This is a genomic window from Micromonospora sp. NPDC005174 (genome assembly GCF_040608495.1).
In the GTDB taxonomy this organism is placed as follows: Bacteria; Actinomycetota; Actinomycetes; order Mycobacteriales; family Micromonosporaceae; genus Micromonospora.
In genome coordinates this window covers 47,191-63,844 of the sequence record NZ_JBEXIJ010000025.1, presented here as the reverse complement: position 1 = coordinate 63,844, position 16,654 = coordinate 47,191, and the positions used below count along the sequence as shown (strand labels likewise).

Genomic DNA, 16,654 nt, shown 5'->3' with positions numbered 1-16,654 from the left:
GTCAGGAGTGTTGCGTGCCAGATTTTTCTGATGAAGCGGAAGTGACCCGTGTGACCAAGCGGGACGCCCGCGTGCGGCTGCTCGCCGGCCGTCGGGCCATGGACGGCGCGACGCGGGCCGAATCGGCCGTACGCGTCCAGGCCGAGCTGGTCGCCCTGGTCCGCCGGCTGCGCCCGCGCCGGATGACGGCGTACGTGCCGGTCGGCACCGAGCCGGGCGGCGCCGACCTCGCCGAGGTGTTACGGGGGGCGTTACCGGCCGACGCCGAGTTGCTCCTTCCGGTACTTCGCGCCGATCTGGATCTGGACTGGGCGGCGTACACCGGTCCGGACGCACTGGCCGCGGCCGGCCGGGGCATCCGGGAGCCGATCGGCCCGCGCCTGGGTGTGCACGCGGTCTCCGACGCCGAGCTGGTGGTCGTGCCGGCACTAGCCGTCGATCACCGCGGCCGGCGGCTGGGCCGCGGCGGCGGCTCGTACGACCGGGCGCTGGCACGGGTACCGGCGGCGAGCCTGACGGTGGTGCCCCTGCACGACGGCGAGCTGGTCGAGGCGCTGCCGGCAGAGCCGCACGATCGTCCGGTCCGCGCGGTCGTCATCCCCTCCGGCGGGATGCGTACGCTTGACGCCGGCCCGGGTACGGCGCAGAGTGTCGCGCCCCACACGTCCGCTGGACGAACCCGGTCCGAATGACGCACCATTGGCACTCGAATACGTCGAGTGCCAACTGGCCGAGCCCAGACACCGGAGGAGAACGTGCCTACGTACCAGTACGCCTGCACCGCGTGCGGTCACCAGCTCGAGGCGGTGCAGTCCTTCTCTGACGAGCCGCTGACCGAGTGCCCGGCGTGTCAGGGGCGGCTGCGCAAGGTCTTCAACTCCGTCGGCATCGTCTTCAAGGGCTCGGGCTTCTACCGCACCGACTCCCGCGCGTCCGGCTCGGAGACGTCGGCCGGCGGCACCGCGAGCAAGCCTGCCAAGTCCGACTCGACCTCGACCTCGTCCTCGGGCGGGGATTCCGGGTCGTCGTCCTCCGGGTCGTCCTCGTCGTCCGGCTCCTCGCCGTCGGGGTCGTCCTCGTCGTCGTCCGGCGGATCGAGCGGCGGCAAGGCGCAGACGGCCAGCTCGACCTCCTGACCCTCCGGCGCACGCCTCCGGAGGTCCGGCGGCGTGCCGCATGATCGACACCGGGTCGACGACATGGCGGTGTCCGTTCGAACGGATGCCGTCCTGTCGGCGATCCGCCGCCGGTCGTCGCGTGCGGTCCCCGCCCGAGCTCAGTCCCAGTGCGGGGGGCGTTGGGCGAGGAGCCAGTCGTCATTGCCGTCGCTGCGCTCGCCCCAGCCGTGGTCCGTGTCGTCCGAGGTCTGCTCGGGCAGCACCACGAAGTCGTCGCTCAGGTCGACGGTGCGGTCGTCATCGCCGCGTACGCTCGCCACGCCGGGGTCCTCGATGCTCACGAGCGGCAAGACTAGCGCAGGCCACACCCGCCCGGGACGCTCGCCGACGGATGGGCACACCGGTCAGAAGCGACCCGACCGCCGGCTCCGTTGGTAGCGTCGGACGGCGTGACGACCCCCAGCGCCGGCAGCAGCCCGGACGACCACTGGCGCCGACCCGAGAGCGGCGACGGCCCGGCGGCGAATCAACCCCCACCCGCCACACCACCCACCAGCGGGTACACCGGACCACCACCGAGCGTGCCGCCCCCGGCCGGGTGGCGTCCCCCCGTCCACCTGGAGCCGGCGCCGCCGCGACGGTTGCCGCCGCAGGACACGGCCGCCCTGGACGCGGCCGAACAGCGCTCGCAGCGGGTCACCTACGGCTTCGGGGCCGCCGCCGGCGTGGTGCTGGTGGCTCTCGTCTGCCTGCTGTGCTCGCGGCTCATCTTCTGACCCCGATCCGCGTTGTCGATCCCGCACCGCTCAGAGGGTGGTGCCCCAGACCGCCTCGGCACCCGAGTGCCCGGTCAGAAGGACGTAGACCAGGGCGGCGACGGACAGCACGACGAGCGCCACCGCGAGGATCGGCGTCACCAGTGCCGGCAGCCGTGGCACCCGCCGGTGTCCGCTGGTCACCACGAGAAGCGCGATGGCCACGATCCCCAGGGGCACCACGATCCGGAACAGGATGTCGCCGTAACGCGAGTGCTCGAAGATCTGGTCGAGGATCTGCCCCTGGTAGCCGCGGGCGACCAGGGCATCGGTGAACGCCTCCCCAGACTCGACGGCCACGAAGGCGGTCACCGGCGTCACCACGGCGAGGATCCCCAGCGCCCAGTCCAGTCGGTGCCGCCAGCGCGGCAGCCCCGCGTACGCGATGGCCAGCCCCGCCAGCAGTGGGACGAAGACGACCATCGCGTGCACGACGAAGACGTGTACCGGTAGACCCAGGATCTCCTCGAACATCGACACCTCCAGGCGGATCACGGTCACGGGATCGACAGCGTACGTACGGCCACCGGTCGTCCCTGGCTCTCGCCCTAGAGACACGCGGGCGGTGGTGCTCAGGTTCAGCGCCGCTGCGACGAGATCGACCGGGCGGTCGTCCGTCCGCGCCGGCCGGCACCAACGCGGTGGCCGTGGCACGCTTGGTCGGTGGACTCCGATGACCTCGGCCTCTTCGGTCCAGGTTCGGTCACGTGGAAGGTGCACGAGGAGCCGATCCTGATCGTCGCCGGCCTGCGCTCGCTCTATCTCCAGGCGTTGCACCCCCGCGCCATGGCCGGCGTCGCGCAGAACAGCAACTACCGCACCGACGCGTGGGGACGACTGGTCCGCACCGCCACCTACGTGGCGACCACCGTCTACGGCACCACCCTCGACGCGGAGCAGGCCGGAGCGCGGCTGCGTCGGCTGCACGCCCGGCTGCGGGCCGTCGACCAGGCCACCGGCGAGGAATTCCGGATCGACGACCCCGCACTGCTGCGCTGGGTGCACGTCACCGAGGTCGAATCGTTCCTCAGCACCGCCCGTCGGGCGGGTCTGCCGCTCACCGATGACGAGGTCGACGGCTACTACACCGAGCAGCGTCGGTCGGCCGCCCTCGCCGGGCTGGATCCGGCCACGGTGCCGGGCACCGCCGCCGAGGTGCGGGAGTACTACCGTGTCGTCCGGCCCGAGCTGCGGATGACCCGCGAAGCCGCCGAGACGGCGATCTTCCTCACCGCCCCGCCGCTGCCGTGGAAGCTCGGCCTGCCGGCCCGGCTGGGCCTCAACCTGGGCCCGCCGCGCTGGGCGTACCTCGGGATCGCCGGCACCGCGTTCGCGCTGCTGCCCCCGTGGGCACGGCGGATGTACGGCGGGTTGGGGCTGCCCACCACCGAGTTGTCGGCCGACCTCACCGTACGCGCGCTGCGCCTGGCACTCGGCGCGGTGCCACGCCGCTACCTGGAGGGGCCGCTCGTGCAGGCTGCCAAGGAGCGGGCCGCGCGCCGCGCCGCGACCGCGCTGGCCGGCTGACCGACCGGCGGCGTTCCGGCACCGGCGCTCCTGCTTCGGGCACCGGCCGACGGCACGAATCAGCCCTCGGCGGACCTCTCCACGGCCGCCCACGGCTCCTTGCCCGGCGTCTGCGCCCCGGTGGGGCAGTGCCGGCGATAGTCGCACCAGCCGCAGCGCGGCCCGGGCGCCACGGGGAACGCCTCGTCGGGATCACCGCCGTCGGCGACGGCCCGCTCGGCGGCCATGATGTCGCGAGCCGTGTCCTCGGCGCGGGCCAACTGGCGGGCCAGCGACTCGACGGTGTGGTCGTGCCCGGCGACCGTACCGGTCGGCAGGTGGTGCAACTCGACCCGACGACACGGCCGGCGGAACACCCGCTCGGCCGCGTACGCGTAGAGGGCCAGGGCCTGCGAGCCGCGGGCGTCGTCGGCGTCCAGCCCGGTGCGGCCCGTCTTGTAGTCGACGATGACCACCTCCGGACCCTCCGGCCCGGGGCGGGAGTCGATGCGGTCAGCGCGGCCGTTGAAGGCCAGTACGGCGGTCTTGACCGCCACCACCCGCTCGACGCCGAGCGGGTCGGCCTCCGGTTCCAACGTCTCGACGTACGCCTCGAGCCAGCTCAGCGCACGCCGGTAGGCGGCACGCTCCTGCTCGTCGTCGCGGTAGCCCTCCCGGACCCAGGTGCCCTTGAGCAGGGTGGCCAGCGCCTCGGGGCGGCGTCGGTCGACGGGCAACGCATACCAGTTCTTCAGGGCGGTGTGCACGCTCGCGCCGAGCGAGTTGTGCGCCCAGGGCGGCCCCTTCGGCGGCGCGGGCCGGTCGACGTAGGAGTAGCGGTAGCGGCGGGGGCAGTCCGCGTACGCGCCGAGCTTGCTCGGGGTGCAGACGAACAGTCGTTCCGGCATCCCCTCGAAGCCGAGCTGCTCGGCGCCACCGGGACGCTGCTGAGGGGTCCGACCGCCCGCGGCGGGTCGTCCGGCTGAAGAGGCTCGTCGCACGCCTGCGATCCTGCCATCCGCCTGCGACATTCGGCGTGTGCCGGTCAGGTCATGTTCACGTAGTGCGTGACGAAGGCGGCCACCGCGTCGGCGATGAGCTGGACGGCGATCGCGGCCAGGAGCAGGCCGGCGATCCGGGTCAGCACCTCGATCCCGCCGGGGCGCAGGATCTTGACGATGCCGCCGGAGAAACGCAGCACGATCCACACCGCGACCATGACGGCGAGGATCGCGGCGGCGATGGCGGTGAAGTCGCCGAACCCGTCGGCCTGCTGGACGAAGAGCATCGTCGCCACGATGGCGCCCGGTCCGGCCAGCAACGGGGTGCCCAGCGGCACCAGGGCGATGTTCGAGGTGACCTGCTGGCTGGGGTCGTCGGCCTTGCCGGTCAGCAGTTCCAGTGCGACAAGTACGAGCAGCAACCCACCGGCGGCCTGCAGGGCGGGCAGGTCCACGTGCAGGTAGTCGAGCAGGGTCTGCCCGGCCACCGCGAAGATCACGATGACGCCGAGGGCCAGCGCGACGGCCTGCCAGGCTGCCCGGTTGCGGTCGCGCGCGGGCAGCGGCCCGGTCAGTGCCAGGAAGATCGGCATCATGCCCGGCGGGTCGGTGATCACCAGCAGGGTCACGAAGACCTCGCCGAACAGCTTCAGATCCACGTGAGCAACCTAGCCGCGCCGTGGTGGGCGAAATACGCGGATCAGGCCGAAGCGACCTCGGTCACGCCGGCGGCGACGATCCGCTCGTACGCCTCGACGCCGGTGGTGAACGCGCCGAGCTGGACGGTCTTGTGGGTGCCGTGGAAGTCGGAGGAGCCGGTGACCAGCAGGTCCAGCTCCGCGGCGAGCGAGCGTACGTGCGCACGCTCGGCCGGGCTGTGGTCCTCGTGGTCGGCTTCCAGCCCGGCCAGCCCGGCGGCGGCCAACTCGGCGATCAACTCGTCGGGGACGACCCGGCCGCGTCGGGTGGCACGGGGATGGGCGAAGACCGGTACGCCTCCGGCCGCCCGGACCAGCCGGACCGCGCGGAAGACGTCGATGTCCTCCTTCGGCAGCCGGTACCGCTCACCGAGCCAGTCCGGGCCGAACGCCGCACGGGTGTCGGCGACCAGGCCGGCGCGGATCAGCGCCTGCGCGATGTGCGGGCGACCCACCGTCCCGCCAGCCGCGCCGGTCAGGATGTCCGGCCAGCTCACGTCGATGCCGTCGGCGCGCAGCAGGTCCACGATGCGCTCGCCGCGCTCCTCTCGGGCGGCCCGCACCCGGGCCAGCTCGGCGACCAGCTCCGGATGTTCCGGGTCGAACAGGTACGCCAGCAGGTGCAGCGGCGTCGCCGGCTGCGTGCCCGCCCAGCGGCAGGACAGTTCGGCGCCCCGGACCAGGAGCAGTCCGGGCGGCAGCGCCCGTACGGCCGGCGCCCAGCCCGCGGTGGTGTCGTGGTCGGTGATGGCGAGCACGTCCAGGCCCGCCTCGGCGCCGGCGCGGACCAGTTCGGCCGGGGTCAGCGTGCCGTCGCTGGCGGTCGAGTGGGTGTGCAGGTCGATCCGGGGCGCGGAGCCGGTACGCGAGGTCACGTCCCGACGCTACCGAGCGGACCCGAAGATGACTCGCGTAGGGCGAAGAGGTCCCGAACCGTCCGGCGGACCGGTCGGCCCGGGGAAGCGGGCCCGCGACGGGTCAGGAGCCGCTGACCAGGACCGGACGGTCACCGGGCTGGAGGCCGGCCACGGGCACCGGCTCGGCCTGTTCGCCGGCACGTACCCGCTCGACGTCGACCCGGACCAGCCGACCGGAGCTGTCGACGTAGGAGGCGTCCGAACCACTCGTCCAGGCGATGCCGCCACTCAGCGCCGGGCCGGCCGGTACGGCGTTCAGCGTCGTCCCGAGCTGCTGCAGGTCGACCAGGAAAGACCGGTCGGCCATCCCGACCTTTCCGTTGACCAGCAGCCACCGTCCGTCGTCGGACATCCCGCCCGCGCCGTCCGGGCTCAACTGGGCGCCGCAGGCGCGTACCGCTTTCCGAGCCCGCTTCGGATCGAGCAACGCCAGGCAGGTTCCGTCCGAGGAGTTCCCTGCCACCTGGCCCACCAGCCGCCCGTCGGGCAGCGCGCCGTACACGTCCAGGGTGTCCTGCTCGGGCACCGCCGTCAGCTTCTCCGCGCCGGGCCGCCACATGGCGTGACCCGGTCGGGTCGGGTCGAGCCGGACCAGCACGTTGTTGCCGACGAACCGGACGGGCTGCGCGTCCTCCGGGACCGCGATGCGCACCGTGCCGATGAGCTGGGTGCCGACGACTCCCGCCACGAACAGGTCACCGCCATCCCGCCAGGCGACCTGGGTCGCGTCCGGCGCGAGGACGATCTGGGCGGCGCCGGCCAGCAGCACCTGCACCAGGCCGTCGTCCTGGGCGACCCAGAGGGAACGCCCGGCCGTGGTGGGCGCACCGACCACCAGGAGACCGCCACCATTGGGCAACCGGTGGGCGCGTTCGGCGGAGCCGACGCCGGGCAGCGGCAGCCGTTTGCCGTCGGCGTCGATCAGGGTGCCGGCGAGGATCAGGTCGGCGGGCGCTCCCTGCGACGGTGGGGGCGGGGCGATGCTGACCGAGGGGAGCGGTCGAGCCGACAGATCCGGGTCGCCGATCACGACGATGGGCGGCCCCTCGCCGCCGGAGTTGTCGGCGAGGTGTGACATGCCGGCGCCGATCAGCACGGTGGTGACCACCCCGAGCGCGACGCCGGCTCCGGCACGCCGCCGACGGATCCGGTTGGCGCGGCGGATGGCCTGACCCGCCGGGTCGGCGGTCAGTGGACGGGTGACGGCGACCTGGTGCGAGAGGGTCTCCCGCACCGCACCTTCGAGCTGGTCACGTCGCACCTGGTTGAGACGCTGCGGACCGCCCGTCAGGTTGTCGGGTCGCCGCGGAAATGCGCTCACTGCTGATCTCCGGCGCCGGTGCCGACAGGCACGGCCGCCGAAGCGGTGGGCAGCTCGACCGCCGGGGCGATCGGACGGGGCGGGCGGGGTGCGACGGACGTGGGCTCGGCCCGACCTGTGCTGGGACGCGGCACCGCCGCGGAAAGGGACCCCGACACACCTCCGGCCGCGCCGGACCGGGCACCACCGGGCCCTCGGCCGGACCGGGCTGCATCGACACCCGGGCGGGGCCGGAGAACAGCAGCGTCCCGCCCGGGCCGGGTGCTGGCGGCGTTCCCGACAGACCGGGGCGCTGGGGCGAGATCGGGGGTGTCGGTGCCCATGCGTCGACGCAGCGTGGCCAGCGCACGGGATGCCTGGCTCTTCACCGTTCCGGGGGAAATGTCCAACAGTGCGGCTGTCTGTGCTTCCGACATGTCCTCGTAGTAGCGCAGGACGAGCACCGCCCGCTGCCGGCTGGGCAGCTCCTTGAGGTGCCGCCAGAGCAGGTCACGGTCGAGCTGCCGCTCGATCTCGTCGACGCCGGGGCGTTCGGGCAGCACTTCGGTGGGGCGCTCGCCGTGCCAGCGCCGCCGCCACCAGCTCGTCGAGGTGTTGACCATCACACGCCGGGCGTACGGCTCGACCGCCTCGATCCCGCCGAGCCGCTTCCAGGCGAGGTAGGTCTTCGTCAGCGCCGTCTGGAGCAGGTCCTCGGCCGTCGCCCAGTCCCCGGCAAGGAGATAGGCGGTGCGGAGCAGGGCGGCGGAGCGAGCCGCGACGAACTCGCGAAACTCCTCCTCCAACGGGTCCCTGCTCGCCACCACACACCTCCGCACCCAAACCGTCCTGGCAGAGTGCCACGTCAGAGGCGGTCTGGTCCATGACGAAAGGTGCGCACTTGCTCCGATGTTCGGACGAAAACTTTCACGCCCCGTCGTCGGCCTTGGCCTCGTCGGCCTCCTTGCCCAACCGCGCCTCGACGGCCTGCGGCTCGTACATCTCTTCGACGACGCGTAGATAGAGTTCGTTGGGGTTGGGCAGATTCTTGATCTCCCGCAGCGCCTGCTCCTGGCCGGCGGACTCCAGCACGAAGGTGCCGTAGTTGAGGGCCCGGCCCGTCGGGGTCTGCTCGTACTTCATGTCGGTGACCCGGACCAGCGGCATCATGGCGACCTTGCGGGTGACGATGCCGTTGACCACCATGACCCGCTTGTTGGTCAGGATGAACCGGTCATACCACCAGTCCGCGACCTTCCACGCCACCCAGCCCATGACGGCGAACCAGAGCAGCACTGCGATGGTCGTCAGCGCGCCGACGTTGTTGCCGGCGAGGAAGCCCGACAGGTAGCCGAGCACGAAGGTCGCCGCGACGCCGATCAGGAGCGGGTTGGTGAGGTGGATCCAGTGCCGCTTCCACTCGCCCCGGTAGCGCTCGGTGGGGAAGAGGTAGCGGGCGACCAGCGAGCTGGGCTCGTCCTCCAACGGAAGAACCCGTCGGGGTGTCGACCCCATGGCGTCGGCGCGCAGCCCCGCCAGCTCTTCCTCGGAGATCTGGGGCGGCTGGTTGGCCGCGTCGGGATCACGGAGCCAGGCTCGCCCGGACCGCCCTTCGCCGGCATAGCCGGGCCCGTCGCCGTAGCCGACATCGTCCGAAAGGGATGGCCCGTCGGACAGGCCGGCGCCGGCTCCGTAGCCCGGGCCGTCATCGGGCCCGATTCGCGGGATCGGCTCGGTGTCGCGCTCGCGACGCTCCCGGTCGGGGTCGTCCGGGTCGAAGGGTGGACCGGAGGGGCTTCCCATCGACGGCTAGGCGACGAGGCTTGTGAAGAAGTCGCCGAATCCCTGGGCAATGTCCATGATCCCGCCGCCCAACGACTTGAACACATCGGCCGCAGAGTTTGGCCGATAGGCGACGAAGAAGATCAAGAATGCGATTCCGGCCCAGGTGAGGACCTTCTTGACCATGGCGGGCCATCCTCTCGCGCGGCGCCGGGTCCCATTACCGCAGCGGCACCCAGAGTATCAGTGTGGTGTCGTACAGTGAATATCTGCGTCCGTTCTCCGTCAACCCGGAAGAGAAGTCAAGCTCTCCCGGACAGGTACGGGGACGGTGCGCCGTACACGAGTTCGGGCGGAGTCCACTCGGTCAGGTCGTGCAAGACGACGTCTTCCGCGAGGAGGTGACCCGCACTCGCCGGCCAGGCTATCGCATGTAGCCACATTCCCCGAGCCTCGCCGGCGTACGCGCTTCGATCCGTCGAAGAATTCACCAACCACAGTGGAGTCGGTCACCGCGACACTCACATCCCCACCGTCACCCGGCATCGCCGGCACGTCGAGCCGGAACGCCGATCGCGCCGGGGGCGACGGTCAGTCCGGGGGTGGACCGGCGTGCGTACGAATCCACGCGTGCATGGCGATGCCGCTGGCCACACCCGCGTTGATGGACCTGGTGGAGCCGTACTGGGCGATGGAGTGGAGGCGGGTGCAGGCCGCACGAGCGGGGGCGGACAGGCCCGGCCCCTCCTGACCGAACAGCAGCACGCACTCGCGCGGCAGGACGGCGGTCTCGATCGGCCGGGAGCCCGGCAGGTTGTCGATGCCGAGCACGGGCAGCCGCCGCCCGGCCGCCCAGTCGACGAACTCCTCGATCGTCTCGTGGTGCCGGACGTGCTGGTAGCGGTCGGTCACCATCGCGCCGCGTCGGTTCCACCGACGCCGACCGACGATGTGCACCTCGGCGGCGTTGAACGCGTTGGCGTTGCGGACCACCGTGCCGATGTTGAAGTCGTGCTGCCAGTTCTCGATGGCGACGTGGAAGCCGTGCCGATGCCGGTCCAGGTCGGCGACGATCGCCTCGTGCCGCCAGTAGCGGTAGCGGTCGACGACATTGCGTCGGTCGCCCTCGGCCAGCAGCTGCGGGTCGTAGCGCGGGTCCTCGGGCAGGTCCCCCGGCCAGGGGCCCACACCCACCTCAAGCTGGTCGTCGGTCACGGTCATCAGAGAGTACGGGCACCCGGACGCCCGGCGATCTCAGCCCAGGCCGAGCGCGTCACCGAGCCGGTCCAGGAAGCGCCGGTCCGCAGGGCCGACCGGACCTCCGTCGAGGCCGGGCGCCGCCCGGCAGACGCGGGCCGCAACCGACTGCACCCACTGGCGGTACGCGGCCGAGTCGGCCGGATCGGCGCGCCGACGCAGCACCCGGGCCGCCGCCCGACAGGCGGCCAGCAGGTCCACCAGGTCGGTGAGGCGCGCGGTCGGAGCGGGCGCGCCGTCGTGGCGGGCGTAGATCGCGGCGACCACGGCCCGGACCAGGTCACTGTCGAAGCCGCGGCCGGCGGCCACCGCGTCCAGGCCGGCCAAACCAGCCATCACCCCGCGCTCCGGGCGGCCGGTGCCAGGCGCGGCAGCGGCCACGAGCACCCGAGCGGGCAGGCTGGTGAGCAGGTCCCACTCGGCGGCGGAGTAGACGGCGGTGGTCAAGGGTGCGGCGCGGCGGCCGGCAGAGGGCGGCTCTCCAGCGACGGAGTGGCTCATCGGAACCTCCGGCGTCAGCATAAGCCCCGAAAACGGGACCAGGGCCGCCACCGGCGGAACCTGCTGTCCGATGGTGCCCTGCTCCGGCGTGCGGCCCGGCGGGCGCGTTCAGCGCGGCGTGGGGAAGCTGGGCCGCTCCGGGTCCACCCCGTCGGGCACCGCGCTGGCCGCGTACTCCTTCTTGGGGACCATGACCCGGCGGCGGAAGACGCAGACCATGGTCCCGTCCTGGTTGTAACCCCGGGTCTCCACCGAGACCACGCCCCGGTCGGGCTTGGAGCCGGACTCGCGCTTGTCCAGCACCGTCGTCTCGCCGTAGATGGTGTCGCCGTGGAAGGTGGGCGCCACGTGCCGCAGCGACTCGACCTCCAGGTTGGCGATGGCCTTGCCGCTGACGTCGGGCACCGACATGCCGAGCAGCAGGGAGTAGATGTAGTTGCCGACCACCACATTGCGCTTGAACTGGCTGGACGTCGCGGCGTAGTGCGCGTCCATGTGCAGCGGGTGGTGGTTCATCGTGAGCAGGCAGAAGAGGTGGTCGTCGTACTCGGTGACGGTCTTGCCCGGCCAGTGCCGGTAGACCGCGCCGACCTCGAACTCCTCGTAGTAGCGGCCGAACTGCATCCTGGTCCCCTTCGACGGGCGGCGATGGAGTTCGGCACAGCATGCCTTACCGGTGGTTAAGGCGACGGTCCGGGCGAGACCTCGGCGGAAATGTCACACCGGTCACTCACCAGGGGGGAGACGCAATGAGCGGCGGGGCCCTCCCCGGCACCCGCCGCCCACGCTCTGATGTGAGGAATTCTGCCCTACGGTGCCGTAGCTTCAACAGAGATCGCGGTCACATTTATCTTTTTGTAACAATACTCTCCGTGACGGACGCGGGGTTGATCAGCGATCTCCGCAGGCCGGATAGCTCCTCGTCAGGGCTCAAGTTACCGATTCGTAGCGCTCGACCGGGTGGATCTCCCTGGAAACGCTCCCATTACCGCAGGTCACGCAAGTGCGTCGTGCACTTGCGTTCCGCAGGACGAGATGAACTGACACAGTTCGATGGTCTGCGCGGCCTCCGAGCAGCCCCGGCCACGTTTCGTGCGCAGCCGCCCGGGAATTCGATACGGTCAGCCCTGGTTCTACGGGACGCAGACAACCCGCAGGTGATCGGAGAGTGCAATGGCAACCGTTGAGCTGACCTCGACGAACTTCGACGAGGTGACCGGCAACGACGGCATCGTCCTGGTCGACTTCTGGGCCGACTGGTGTGGTCCGTGCAAGCGGTTCGCCCCGGTCTACGAGCGCTCCTCGGAGAAGCACCAGAACATCGTCTTCGGCAAGGTCGACACCGAGGCCCAGCAGGAGCTCGGCGCGAAGTTCGACATCCGGTCGATCCCGACGATCATGGCGATCCGCGACGGCGTCATCGTCTTCGCCCAGCCGGGCGCCCTGCCCGAGTCCGCCCTCGAGAACCTGATCGAGCAGGTCGAGGCGCTGGACATGGACGACGTCCGCAAGCAGCTGGCCGAGCACAAGCACTGAGCCGTCCGCGTGACGGCACGCGAAGGCCGGGCCCGGTTCGGGTCCGGCCTTTCGTCATGCCATGCCCGGGCACTGGCCCATGATCACCGACCTGGCCAGGCGGAACTGACCGTCGGTGGGACGCGAGACGGTCGGTACATCCCGTATCGTCACGACCCGATGGAGACCCTGACCACCCGCGGGCGCGTGACCCGGCTGGGCGCGACCGCCCTCGGTCTCGTCCTGCTGCTGCTCGGCACCTTCTGGGGCAGCGACGACGACTTCCCGTTCGGCCCGTTCCGGATGTACGCCACCTCGAACCCGCCGAACGCCCCCGCCCCGGACACCCGGGTGGAAGGGGTGAGCAGCACCGGAGCCGTGGTCGACCTCGACCAGGACGCGACCGGCATCCGCCGCGCCGAGATCGAGGGCCAGCAGGCCCGCTACGCCGCCGACCCGGCGCTTCTCGCCGAGGTCGCCGACGCGTACGCCGAACGCCACCCGGACGCCGCCGCGCTGGTCGAGGTGCGCATCGTCATCCGGTGGCACGGCATCCGCGCGGGCCGGCCCACCGGGCAGCACACCGACGAGACCGTGGTCCGCTGGCAGGTCTCCGGATGACCGGCTGGCTGACCGAGGCGGTGCCACGCGGTCGGATTGCCGCGTTCCGGACCGTGATCTACCTCTTCGTCGCCGCCGACCTGGTGGTCTTCACCCCGTGGGTACGCACCAGAGCCAGCGTGCCCGGCGAGCTGTACCAGCCCCTGCTGATCGGCCGGCTGCTCCCGCTGCCGACGCCGACGCCGACAGTGGTGGCGGTGATCTTCTGGGTGCTCCTGCTCGCCGCCCTGCTCGCCGCGACCGGCCGGGCGCCCCGGCTGCTCGGCTGGACGGTCTGCACCCTGTACCTCGAGTGGATGATCATCGCGATGAGCTACGGGAAGGTCGACCACGACCGGATCGGCCTGCTCGTCGCGCTGGCCGTGCTGCCCACCGCCGGCCGGGCCCGCCACGGCGACACCACCCGCACCGAGGCCGGCGGCTGGGCCCTGCGGGTCACCCAGATCGCGGTGATCTGCACGTACTTCCTGGCCGCCTTCGCCAAGCTGCGCTTCGGCGGCCTGGACTGGCTGACCGGCTCGGTGCTGGCCCGGGCAATCATCCGACGCGGCACCGACCTGGCCGATCTCGTCGCCCAGGTGCCGTACCTGCTGATCGTCGCCCAGTTCGGCATAGTCGCCTTCGAACTGCTCAGCCCCGTGGTGTTCCTGCTGCCGGCCCGCTGGCGACTGGCGATGGTCGGCTTCTTCTACTCGTTCCACGCGGTGACCATCGCGACCATCACGATCTCGTTCGCACCACACCTGGCCGCGATGACCAGCTTCCTGCCCCTGGAACGCGTACGCCCACTGGTGTGGGCAGGCCGGCTCGCCGGCCGCGGCCCGGTGGACGTCGACACGACGTCGGCGCCGCCCGATCAGACTCCGCCCGATGATCGGGCCCGGCTCGGCGATCAGGCTCCGGCAGTCGGGCGCCCGGTCGGGCCGTAGAGCCGCTCCCTGGCCTCCTGCGGCAGGGAACACGCCGCCGTACCGCCCGGGAGGCGGTGCCTGTTCCGGGCCACCCAGCGGTACACCGGCCAGGCCACGAGGCGCACCGGTGGAAACCTCAGGCCAGCCCCGGCGACCCGCCAGAGCGGGCCACTGGCGGCGAGCAGCTTCGCGATGGCGTCCGGGCCGGCTGCGCGGGTGGCGTCCGCGCCGACCCACTGCACGGCCTCCTCGCACTCGGCCACGCTGAGGCCGAGCGCGTCCAGGTCGGCGAACTGCCAGGGCACCACCCGTGCGCTGGTGGGGATCCGGCGTTCGATGAACTCCGCGCAGGTCGTGCAGAACGCGCAGTCACCGTCGTAGACGAAGGTCGACGTCTCCATGGCGCCCATCCTCCCCCGTCGCGACGCCGATCACTCACGGGTGTCCGGCGCGTCACTTGCGTAAGCCTCGTACACGTGTTCGAATAGTGGCCATGCGCTGGGACAACCTCACCGCTCCCCCGGTCGAGGGAGACCCCGAGCGGGCAGCGCCAGCGACGCCACCCCTGCCGCTGGCGCTGCCCGGCGCCGTCGTCCGCACCTTCGACACTCCTGAGTTCGCCGGGATGACGTTCCACGAGGTGCAGGCCAAGTCGATCCTCAACCGGGTGCCCGGCGAGTCCCGCGTCCCCTTCGAGTGGACCATCAACCCGTACCGGGGATGCAGTCATGCTTGTGTCTACTGCATGGCCGGTGACACTCCGATCCTGATGGCGGACGGTCGCACGAAGCCGATCAGTGAGCTCGAGCCCGGCGACCGCATCTACGGCACCGAGCGACGCGGTGCTTACCGCCGATACGTCGTCACCACCGTTCTTGACAAGTGGTCCACCGTGAAACCCGCATACCGGGTCACCCTGACTGACGGCACCACGCTCATCGCCAGCGGAGACCACCGGTTCCTCTCCGATCGTGGCTGGAAGTACGTCACCGGGGCTATGCGGGGCACCGGCCAGCGCCCCTACCTGACCACCAACAATCGCCTCATCGGCACAGGCCGTTTCGCATCCGGGCCGAAGGAGTCACCTGACTACCGCCGGGGCTACCTCTGCGGGATGGTCCGGGGCGACGCTCACCTCGCCACCTACTCGTACCCACAGGGGGTCGTGCATCGGTTCCGTCTGGCGCTGATCGACGACGAGGCGTTGAGTCGGAGCGAGCGCTACCTCGCCCAGGAGGGCATCGAGACACAACGCTTCTCGTTCGCACCGGCCAGCGCCACCCGGCAAGCCCTGTCGGCCATCCGCACCTCGAAACAGCGGGACATCGATACGATCACCGGTCTGATCCAGTGGCCGGCTGCCCCCACCGACGAATGGCGCCTCGGCTTCCTGGCCGGCATCTTCGACGCCGAGGGCAGCTGCAGTAGAGGCGCCCTGCGCATCAGCAACAGCGACGACACGATCCTCGACCAGACGACGGCGGCGCTGCGCCGGTTCGGCTTCGCCTGCGTGCTTGAGGACCCCGGCAGACCCAACCGGGTGCGGCAGATCAGATTGACCGGAGGTCTTCCCGCTCGGCTCCGGTTCTTCCACCTCACGGACCCGGCCATCACCAGGAAGCGCTCGATCGAGGGCGCCGGGCTGAAGTGCAGGGCGGACCTCAGGGTCGTCGACGTTCAGGCTCTCGGGCTGGAGTTGCCGCTGTGGGACATCACCACCGGCACCGGCGACTTCATCGCCGACGGTGTGGTGAGCCACAACTGCTTCGCCCGAAATACCCACACCTACCTCGATCTCGACGCTGGTACGGACTTCGACCGGCAGGTGATCGTCAAGGTCAACGCCGGTGAGCTGGTGCGACGCGAGCTGGCCGCGCCGAAGTGGCGGGGCGCGCACGTGGCGATGGGCACCAACGTCGACTGCTACCAGCGGGCCGAGGGTCGCTACCGGCTGATGCCGCAGATCATCGCGGCCCTGCGGGACTTCGCCAACCCATTCTCGATCCTCACCAAGGGCACGCTGATCCTGCGCGACCTGCCCCTGCTGCGTCAGGCCGCCGACGTGACCACGGTTGGCATCTCCTTCTCGGTGGGCTTCGTCGATGACGGGCTCTGGCGTGGCGTCGAGCCGGGCACACCGCACCCGAGCCGCCGGCTCGACGCGGTCCGCCGGCTCACCGACGCCGGCTTCTCCGTCGGGGTGCTGATGGCGCCGATCCTGCCCGGCCTCAGCGACGGCGAGGAGTCGATCGACGCCACGGTCTCGGCGATCGCCGCCGCCGGTGCGACGAACGTGACCCCGCTGGCGCTGCACCTGCGACCGGGCGCCCGCGAGTGGTACGCCCAGTGGCTCGCCCGAGAGCACCCGCACCTCGTCCCCCGCTACCGCGAGCTGTACCGCTCCGGCGCGTACGCCCCGCAGGCCTACCAGCGGGAGTTGACCGCGCGAGTGCGGATCGCCGCCCGCCGCCACGGACTGCTTCGGGGCGAGGTGGGCGACAATCGCCGCCTACCCGAGCCGTCGCCTACCGCGACCGCCGAGCAGCTGACCCTGCTCTAGTCTCCGTACCGGCAGGCAAGCCCCTGACCTGCCCGAACGTTCAACAGCACAACCTCTTTCCGCACCCCTGCGACGGTGACGGACAGCCGATGGCATCACACACGCAGTGCTTGCGACGGTGCTGGGCCGGAGAGGCGGGAACCTGGCGGCGG

Annotated in this window: 22 protein-coding genes and 1 pseudogene; 8 read left to right on the top strand and 15 right to left on the bottom strand. The window is 71.3% G+C overall.

Annotation, left to right across the window (positions count from 1 at the left end; genetic code table 11):
- Positions 1-14 precede the first annotated feature (14 nt).
- Both ABZU91_RS24105 and ABZU91_RS24100 read left to right on the top strand, forming a co-directional pair.
- Positions 15-692 carry a 5-formyltetrahydrofolate cyclo-ligase gene (locus tag ABZU91_RS24105; protein WP_355244510.1) on the top strand — a complete coding sequence of 226 codons (678 nt, stop codon included), beginning with the start codon at positions 15-17 and terminating at the stop codon, positions 690-692.
- Between the two features lie 27 nt (positions 693-719).
- Positions 720-896, top strand: a pseudogene (locus ABZU91_RS24100) (FmdB family zinc ribbon protein); the annotation flags it as partial.
- 14 nt (positions 897-910) lie between these two features.
- Here the strand turns inward: ABZU91_RS24100 and ABZU91_RS24095 are convergent.
- The gene (locus ABZU91_RS24095) at positions 911-1,201 is read right to left on the bottom strand and encodes a hypothetical protein (RefSeq protein ID WP_355244622.1); all 291 of its coding nucleotides are present in this window, start codon (positions 1,199-1,201) and stop codon (positions 911-913) included.
- A 75-nt stretch (positions 1,202-1,276) separates the two neighbouring features.
- Positions 1,277-1,459, bottom strand: a complete 183-nt coding sequence (locus ABZU91_RS24090; RefSeq protein ID WP_355244507.1) for a hypothetical protein — start codon at positions 1,457-1,459, stop codon at positions 1,277-1,279.
- A 108-nt stretch (positions 1,460-1,567) separates the two neighbouring features.
- Between ABZU91_RS24090 and ABZU91_RS24085 the strand changes: the two genes are divergently transcribed.
- On the top strand, positions 1,568-1,894 hold the full coding sequence (locus ABZU91_RS24085) for a hypothetical protein (protein ID WP_355244504.1): 327 nt from the start codon (positions 1,568-1,570) through the stop codon (positions 1,892-1,894).
- Positions 1,895-1,924: 30 nt separating this feature from the next.
- Here ABZU91_RS24085 and ABZU91_RS24080 read toward each other — a convergent pair whose 3' ends face one another.
- On the bottom strand, positions 1,925-2,407 hold the full coding sequence (locus ABZU91_RS24080; protein ID WP_355244617.1) for a DUF2231 domain-containing protein: 483 nt from the start codon (positions 2,405-2,407) through the stop codon (positions 1,925-1,927).
- A gap of 189 nt (positions 2,408-2,596) precedes the next feature.
- Between ABZU91_RS24080 and ABZU91_RS24075 the strand changes: the two genes are divergently transcribed.
- Positions 2,597-3,460: an oxygenase MpaB family protein gene (locus tag ABZU91_RS24075; RefSeq protein WP_355244501.1), complete on the top strand. Its 864-nt coding sequence runs from the start codon at positions 2,597-2,599 to the stop codon at positions 3,458-3,460.
- A gap of 59 nt (positions 3,461-3,519) precedes the next feature.
- Here the strand turns inward: ABZU91_RS24075 and ABZU91_RS24070 are convergent, their stop codons facing one another.
- The 11 genes from ABZU91_RS24070 to ABZU91_RS24020 form a co-directional block, all read right to left on the bottom strand.
- Positions 3,520-4,347 (bottom strand): PD-(D/E)XK nuclease family protein, encoded by an 828-nt coding sequence (locus tag ABZU91_RS24070; RefSeq protein WP_355244614.1) that lies wholly within the window; start codon positions 4,345-4,347, stop codon positions 3,520-3,522.
- Positions 4,348-4,484: 137 nt separating this feature from the next.
- Entirely contained in the window at positions 4,485-5,099 is a 615-nt protein-coding gene (locus ABZU91_RS24065) for a MarC family protein (protein WP_355244498.1), read from the bottom strand.
- Positions 5,100-5,140: 41 nt separating this feature from the next.
- Positions 5,141-6,013, bottom strand: a complete 873-nt coding sequence (locus ABZU91_RS24060) for a PHP domain-containing protein (protein ID WP_355244496.1) — start codon at positions 6,011-6,013, stop codon at positions 5,141-5,143.
- Positions 6,014-6,116: 103 nt separating this feature from the next.
- The gene (locus ABZU91_RS24055) at positions 6,117-7,376 is read right to left on the bottom strand and encodes a hypothetical protein (protein WP_355244493.1); all 1,260 of its coding nucleotides are present in this window, start codon (positions 7,374-7,376) and stop codon (positions 6,117-6,119) included.
- Entirely contained in the window at positions 7,373-8,179 is an 807-nt protein-coding gene (locus tag ABZU91_RS24050) for a SigE family RNA polymerase sigma factor (RefSeq protein WP_355244490.1), read from the bottom strand. Before ABZU91_RS24050 ends, ABZU91_RS24055 begins: the two co-directional genes overlap by 4 nt.
- Before the next feature lie 103 nt (positions 8,180-8,282).
- Positions 8,283-9,158: a PH domain-containing protein gene (locus tag ABZU91_RS24045; protein ID WP_355244487.1), complete on the bottom strand. Its 876-nt coding sequence runs from the start codon at positions 9,156-9,158 to the stop codon at positions 8,283-8,285.
- A 6-nt stretch (positions 9,159-9,164) separates the two neighbouring features.
- Positions 9,165-9,323, bottom strand: a complete 159-nt coding sequence (locus ABZU91_RS24040) for a hypothetical protein (protein WP_007455302.1) — start codon at positions 9,321-9,323, stop codon at positions 9,165-9,167.
- A 116-nt stretch (positions 9,324-9,439) separates the two neighbouring features.
- Entirely contained in the window at positions 9,440-9,637 is a 198-nt protein-coding gene (locus tag ABZU91_RS24035; RefSeq protein ID WP_355244611.1) for a DUF6758 family protein, read from the bottom strand.
- A 91-nt stretch (positions 9,638-9,728) separates the two neighbouring features.
- Entirely contained in the window at positions 9,729-10,352 is a 624-nt protein-coding gene (locus ABZU91_RS24030) for an RNA methyltransferase (protein WP_355244484.1), read from the bottom strand.
- Positions 10,353-10,391: 39 nt separating this feature from the next.
- Positions 10,392-10,916 carry a hypothetical protein gene (locus ABZU91_RS24025; RefSeq protein ID WP_355244482.1) on the bottom strand — a complete coding sequence of 175 codons (525 nt, stop codon included), beginning with the start codon at positions 10,914-10,916 and terminating at the stop codon, positions 10,392-10,394.
- An 87-nt stretch (positions 10,917-11,003) separates the two neighbouring features.
- A complete protein-coding gene (locus ABZU91_RS24020; RefSeq protein WP_355244479.1) occupies positions 11,004-11,519 on the bottom strand; it encodes a MaoC family dehydratase in 516 nt (171 codons plus the stop codon).
- A gap of 549 nt (positions 11,520-12,068) precedes the next feature.
- Between ABZU91_RS24020 and trxA the strand changes: the two genes are divergently transcribed.
- The 3 genes from trxA to ABZU91_RS24005 all read left to right on the top strand — a co-directional run bounded on the left by trxA (position 12,069) and on the right by ABZU91_RS24005 (position 13,960).
- A complete protein-coding gene (gene trxA / locus ABZU91_RS24015; RefSeq protein ID WP_124771302.1) occupies positions 12,069-12,431 on the top strand; it encodes a thioredoxin in 363 nt (120 codons plus the stop codon).
- A 159-nt stretch (positions 12,432-12,590) separates the two neighbouring features.
- Positions 12,591-13,031: a hypothetical protein gene (locus ABZU91_RS24010; protein WP_355244476.1), complete on the top strand. Its 441-nt coding sequence runs from the start codon at positions 12,591-12,593 to the stop codon at positions 13,029-13,031.
- On the top strand, positions 13,028-13,960 hold the full coding sequence (locus ABZU91_RS24005) for an HTTM domain-containing protein (protein WP_355244474.1): 933 nt from the start codon (positions 13,028-13,030) through the stop codon (positions 13,958-13,960). Before ABZU91_RS24010 ends, ABZU91_RS24005 begins: the two co-directional genes overlap by 4 nt.
- Here ABZU91_RS24005 and ABZU91_RS24000 read toward each other — a convergent pair.
- Positions 13,924-14,343: a DUF393 domain-containing protein gene (locus ABZU91_RS24000; RefSeq protein WP_355244472.1), complete on the bottom strand. Its 420-nt coding sequence runs from the start codon at positions 14,341-14,343 to the stop codon at positions 13,924-13,926. The two genes, ABZU91_RS24005 and ABZU91_RS24000, sit on opposite strands and share 37 nt — an antisense overlap.
- A gap of 92 nt (positions 14,344-14,435) precedes the next feature.
- On the opposite strand from ABZU91_RS24000, the gene ABZU91_RS23995 reads away from it, so the two are divergent.
- Positions 14,436-16,502, top strand: coding sequence for an intein-containing Rv2578c family radical SAM protein (locus ABZU91_RS23995; RefSeq protein ID WP_355244469.1), 2,067 nt, complete (start codon positions 14,436-14,438; stop codon positions 16,500-16,502).
- The last annotated feature ends 152 nt before the right edge of the window (positions 16,503-16,654 follow it).

Coding starts and splice junctions, on each gene's coding strand:
- ABZU91_RS24095 (WP_355244622.1), bottom strand. CDS start 1,201: ATGTCGTCGACCCGGTGTCGATCATGCGGCACGCCGCCGGACCTCCGG.
- ABZU91_RS24045 (WP_355244487.1), bottom strand. CDS start 9,158: ATGGGAAGCCCCTCCGGTCCACCCTTCGACCCGGACGACCCCGACCGG.
- ABZU91_RS23995 (WP_355244469.1), top strand. CDS start 14,436: ATGCGCTGGGACAACCTCACCGCTCCCCCGGTCGAGGGAGACCCCGAG.
- ABZU91_RS24080 (WP_355244617.1), bottom strand. CDS start 2,407: ATGTTCGAGGAGATCCTGGGTCTACCGGTACACGTCTTCGTCGTGCAC.
- ABZU91_RS24005 (WP_355244474.1), top strand. CDS start 13,028: ATGACCGGCTGGCTGACCGAGGCGGTGCCACGCGGTCGGATTGCCGCG.
- ABZU91_RS24010 (WP_355244476.1), top strand. CDS start 12,591: ATGGAGACCCTGACCACCCGCGGGCGCGTGACCCGGCTGGGCGCGACC.
- ABZU91_RS24000 (WP_355244472.1), bottom strand. CDS start 14,343: ATGGAGACGTCGACCTTCGTCTACGACGGTGACTGCGCGTTCTGCACG.
- ABZU91_RS24020 (WP_355244479.1), bottom strand. CDS start 11,519: ATGCAGTTCGGCCGCTACTACGAGGAGTTCGAGGTCGGCGCGGTCTAC.
- ABZU91_RS24040 (WP_007455302.1), bottom strand. CDS start 9,323: ATGGTCAAGAAGGTCCTCACCTGGGCCGGAATCGCATTCTTGATCTTC.
- trxA (WP_124771302.1), top strand. CDS start 12,069: ATGGCAACCGTTGAGCTGACCTCGACGAACTTCGACGAGGTGACCGGC.
- ABZU91_RS24070 (WP_355244614.1), bottom strand. CDS start 4,347: ATGCCGGAACGACTGTTCGTCTGCACCCCGAGCAAGCTCGGCGCGTAC.
- ABZU91_RS24025 (WP_355244482.1), bottom strand. CDS start 10,916: ATGCTGACGCCGGAGGTTCCGATGAGCCACTCCGTCGCTGGAGAGCCG.